Origin of the sequence: uncultured Oscillibacter sp. (assembly GCF_910584465.1) — a bacterium.
GTDB lineage: Bacteria > Bacillota > Clostridia > Oscillospirales > Oscillospiraceae > Oscillibacter.
Genome location: NZ_CAJUBK010000112.1, coordinates 1 through 4,163, shown reverse-complemented (window position 1 = coordinate 4,163; position 4,163 = coordinate 1). Strand labels below are relative to the sequence as shown.

Annotated in this window: 4 protein-coding genes; all 4 read left to right on the top strand. The window is 67.0% G+C overall.

Going from position 1 to position 4,163, the window contains the following annotated elements; genetic code table 11:
• The coding region (locus QZ332_RS13275; protein ID WP_295766302.1) for an FGGY-family carbohydrate kinase at positions 1-825 on the top strand (825 nt) is incomplete at its 5' end.
• Positions 826-837: 12 nt separating this feature from the next.
• Positions 838-2,301 carry an L-arabinose isomerase gene (araA, locus tag QZ332_RS13270; protein WP_295766300.1) on the top strand — a complete coding sequence of 488 codons (1,464 nt, stop codon included), beginning with the start codon at positions 838-840 and terminating at the stop codon, positions 2,299-2,301.
• Between the two features lie 55 nt (positions 2,302-2,356).
• Positions 2,357-3,055 carry an L-ribulose-5-phosphate 4-epimerase gene (locus QZ332_RS13265; protein ID WP_295766298.1) on the top strand — a complete coding sequence of 233 codons (699 nt, stop codon included), beginning with the start codon at positions 2,357-2,359 and terminating at the stop codon, positions 3,053-3,055.
• 198 nt (positions 3,056-3,253) lie between these two features.
• Entirely contained in the window at positions 3,254-3,820 is a 567-nt protein-coding gene (locus QZ332_RS13260; protein WP_295766296.1) for a DNA-3-methyladenine glycosylase I, read from the top strand.
• Positions 3,821-4,163: the final 343 nt, after the last annotated feature.

Here is a 4,163-nt window from a genome sequence, read left to right as displayed (position 1 = left end):
GAGGGGGACGCGGGCACCGGCATGACCGCCACCAACGCCGTGGCCCCCCGGACGGGCAACGTCTCCGCCGGGACCTCCATCTTCTCCATGGTGGTGCTGGAAAAGCCTCTTGGAAAGGTCTATGAGGAGATCGACCTGGTGACCACCCCCGCCGGGGCCCCCGTCGCCATGGTCCACTGCAACAACTGCACCAACGACACCAACGCCTGGGTGGGGGTCCTGGGGGAGGCCGCCCGGCTGTTCGGGGCGGATCCCTCCGCCGGCGAGCTCTATACCAAGCTCTACGAAAAGAGCCTGGAAGGAGAGGCGGACTGCGGCGGCGTACTGGTGTGCAACTATTTGGCCGGGGAGGGCGTCACCCACATGGACGCGGGCCGTCCCCTGACGGCCCGGGCCCCGGAGGCCAGGTTCACCCTGGCGAACTTCTTCAAGGCCCAGCTTTACGCCACTATGGCCACGCTGAAGATCGGCATGGACATTTTGGCGGGAGAGGGCGTGGCCATCGACTCCCTGACGGGCCACGGCGGCCTGTTCAAGACCCCGGTGGTGGGCCAGAGCTACCTGGCCGCCGCCTGCAATGCCCCGGTCACCTGCATGGAGACGGCCGGGGAGGGCGGGCCCTACGGCATGGCCCTGCTTGCCGCGTATATGCTGCGGGGGGCGGAGGGCGAGCCCTTGGAGGATTTCCTGGCCGGACGGGTCTTCGCGGGCGCCGCCGGGACCACCATCCGGCCCAGCGCCGCCCTGGCCGAGGGCTTCGATACCTACATCCGGCGGTACAAGGCTCTGCTCGAGGTGGAGCGGGCCGCTGTGGAACACCTGTAAGGAGGAACATCTATGAAACGATATCAGTTCTGGTTCGTCGTCGGCAGTCAGTTTCTCTACGGCCCGGAGGTGCTGGACACCGTCGCCGCCCGGGCCGCCGAGATGGCGGAGGAGCTGAGCGCGGCGCTGCCCTATCCCCTGGTCTACAAGGTCACCGCCAAGACCAACCAGGAGATCGCCCAGGTCTGCAGGGAGGCCAACTACGACGATTCCTGCGCCGGGATCGTCACCTGGTGCCACACCTTCAGCCCCAGCAAGATGTGGATCAACGGCCTTGCGGACCTCCAGAAGCCCTGGTGCCACTTCGCCACCCAGTACAACCGGGAGATCCCCGATGAGGAGATCGACATGGACTTCATGAACCTGAACCAGGCCGCCCACGGCGACCGGGAGCACGGCTTCATCGGGGCCCGCCTGCGCAGGCCCCGGAAGGTCATCGCCGGGTTCTGGCAGGACGAGGACGTCCGGGCCCGCATCGGCAGCTGGATGAAAGCCGCCGTGGGCGCGGCGGTCTCCAAGTCCATGAAGGTCATGCGCTTCGGCGACAACATGCGGGAGGTCGCCGTCACCGAGGGCGACAAGGTGGAGGTCCAGGCCAAGCTCGGCTGGCAGGTGAACACCTGGGCCGTGGGCGACCTGGTGAAGGTCATGGACGCCGTCACCGAGGCGGAGATTGACGCGCAGATGGCCCGCTACGCCGAACGGTACGACATGGCCACCGACCGGGTGGACCAGGTGCGCTACCAGGCCCGGGAAGAGGTCGCCATGAAGAAGATGATGGACGCGGAAGGGTGCCTGGCCTTCTCCAACACCTTCCAGGACCTCTGGGGCATGGAGCAGCTCCCGGGCCTTGCCAGCCAGGACCTGATGGCCCAGGGCTACGGCTACGGCGGCGAGGGCGACTGGAAGGTCTCCGCCATGACCGCCATCCTGAAGGCCATGGGCGAGGGCGGCAACGGGGCCTCCGCCTTCATGGAGGACTACACCTATCATCTGGTGAAGGGACAGGAGCACAGCCTGGGGGCCCACATGCTGGAGGTCTGCCCCTCCGTAGCGGCGGACCGGCCCCGGATCGAGGTCCACCCCCTGGGCATCGGGGACCGGGGAGACCCGGCCCGGCTGGTGTTCGAGGGCAAGCCCGGCGACGCCATCGTGGTCAGCCTCATCGACATGGGCGGGCGGCTCCGCCTCGTCTGCCAGGATATCCACTGCGTCAAGCCCATCCTGCCCATGCCCAACCTGCCTGTCGCGCGGGTCATGTGGCAGGCGGAGCCCAGCCTGACCACCGGCGTGGAGTGCTGGATCACCGCCGGGGGGGCCCACCACACGGTCCTGAGCTACGACGTGACGGCGGAGCAGATGAAGGACTGGGCCAATATGATGGACATCGAGTTCGTCCACATCACCAAGGACACCACGGTGGAGGGGCTGGAACACGACCTGTTCCTCTCCGACCTGGCCTGGAAGCTGAAATGAACGCCTACAGGGGCCGCCCGAGGGCGGCCCCTGGGCTGTTGAGGAGGTACATATTATGTTGGAAGGATTGAAAAAGCAGGTCTGCGAGGCGAACCTGCTGCTGCCAAGATACGGCATGGTCACCTTCACGTGGGGCAACGTCTCCAGCATCGACCGGGGACAGGGCCTGATGGTCATCAAGCCCTCTGGCGTGGAGTACGATGAGATGGGGCCCGAAGACATGGTGGTGGTGAGCCTGGAGACCGGGGAGCGGGTGGAGGGCCGCTACAAGCCCTCCAGCGACACGGATACCCACCTGGCGCTGTACAAGGCGTTCCCGGCCCTGGGCGGCATCGTCCACACCCACAGCCGCTGGGCCACCTCCTTCGCCCAGGCGGGGAAGGGGATCCCGGCCCAGGGGACCACCCAGGGGGATTACTTCTACGGCGAGGTCCCCTGCACCCGGGAGATGACACCGGAGGAGATCGCCGGGCGCTACGAATGGGAGACGGGGAACGTCATCATCGAGACCTTCCGGGAGCGGGGCCTGGACCCGGCCCAGATCCCGGCGGTGCTGGTCCATAGCCACGGGCCCTTCGCCTGGGGCACGGACCCCTTCAACGCGGTGCACAACGCCGTGGTGCTGGAGGAATGCGCCTTCATGGACTTCCACGCCATGGTATTGACGCCGGGCCTGGGGGCCATGCAGCAGGAGCTGCTGGATAAGCACTATCTCCGCAAGCACGGCCCCGGGGCCTACTATGGCCAGGGCTGACGGGGAGGCGCACGCGGATCCCACGTGCTCCCGGTCCTCCCGGCTCCGTGGAGCAGGTATGTCCCATAGACGTGCGGGAGCTGTCCGCGGTACCCGGCGGTCGATCCTTTTGAGGACGGAGCGGGGATGACGGGGCTTTCTCCCTTGCGCGATCTGCCGGGATGCTGTATAATGGCCTCAGGAAGCGGGGGATGACATATGGGACTGCGGCGCTGCCGCTGGGCCGATCCGGCCTCTGAGCTCTATACCGCCTATCACGACCGGGAATGGGGGAGGCCGGAGCACAGCGACCGGAAGCTCTTCGAGATGCTGATCCTGGAGGGCTTCCAGGCGGGACTGTCCTGGATCACGATCTTGAAGAAGCGGGAGGCGTTCCGGCGGGCCTTTGACGGCTTCGATCCTGTGCTCGTGGCCGGGTACGGCCCCGAGGAACTGGAGGCGCTGATGGCGGATCCCGGCATCGTGCGCAACCGGCGCAAGATCCAGGCGGCGGTCCGGAACGCGAAGGTGTTCCTGGAGATCCAGGAGGAGTTCGGCTCCTTCGACCGCTATCTCTGGGGCTTCACGGACGGGCGGACCGTCCTGAACACGGACGATGAGGTCCGGGCCAGTAGCGAGCTGTCTGACCGGATCTCGGCGGACTTGAAGCGCCGGGGGATGGGGTTCGTAGGGACCGTCATCGTCTATTCGTTCCTACAGGCCGTGGGCGTGGTCAACGATCACGAGACCGGCTGCTGGTGTCATCCCTCCCGGCAGGAGGGGTAGACCTGCATGCCGTCTCCGGGCCGGAGGCGGGGCCGTCCCAGGTGCGGGGGCGGATGGCGGAGGCGCCCGCGCCCCCGGAGCCGCCTTGGGAGCTCCGGCAGTCCCCGCGGCGCAGTCCCCTGCACCGCCCAAGACGCAGGGGGCTCCCGGCATCTCCGCCGTAGGCCGGCCGGGCCATCCATGAACGCGGACGCCGCAAGATCCCGGATAGACGTATGTCCCGCCTCATGACCGATGGATCCCGGGCGAAAAGGGACAGGCGCACCGCTGTGCTGCGGTGCGCCTCGAAGCGTCAAAAAAGTAGAGAAGACTTCCTCGACGGGAAGGAAGAGAGTTACGAGAG

Excerpts from the sequence above, each read along its gene's own strand:
- araA (WP_295766300.1), top strand. The coding sequence starts at position 838 with ATGAAACGATATCAGTTCTGGTTCGTCGTCGGCAGTCAGTTTCTCTAC.
- QZ332_RS13265 (WP_295766298.1), top strand. The coding sequence starts at position 2,357 with ATGTTGGAAGGATTGAAAAAGCAGGTCTGCGAGGCGAACCTGCTGCTG.
- QZ332_RS13260 (WP_295766296.1), top strand. The coding sequence starts at position 3,254 with ATGGGACTGCGGCGCTGCCGCTGGGCCGATCCGGCCTCTGAGCTCTAT.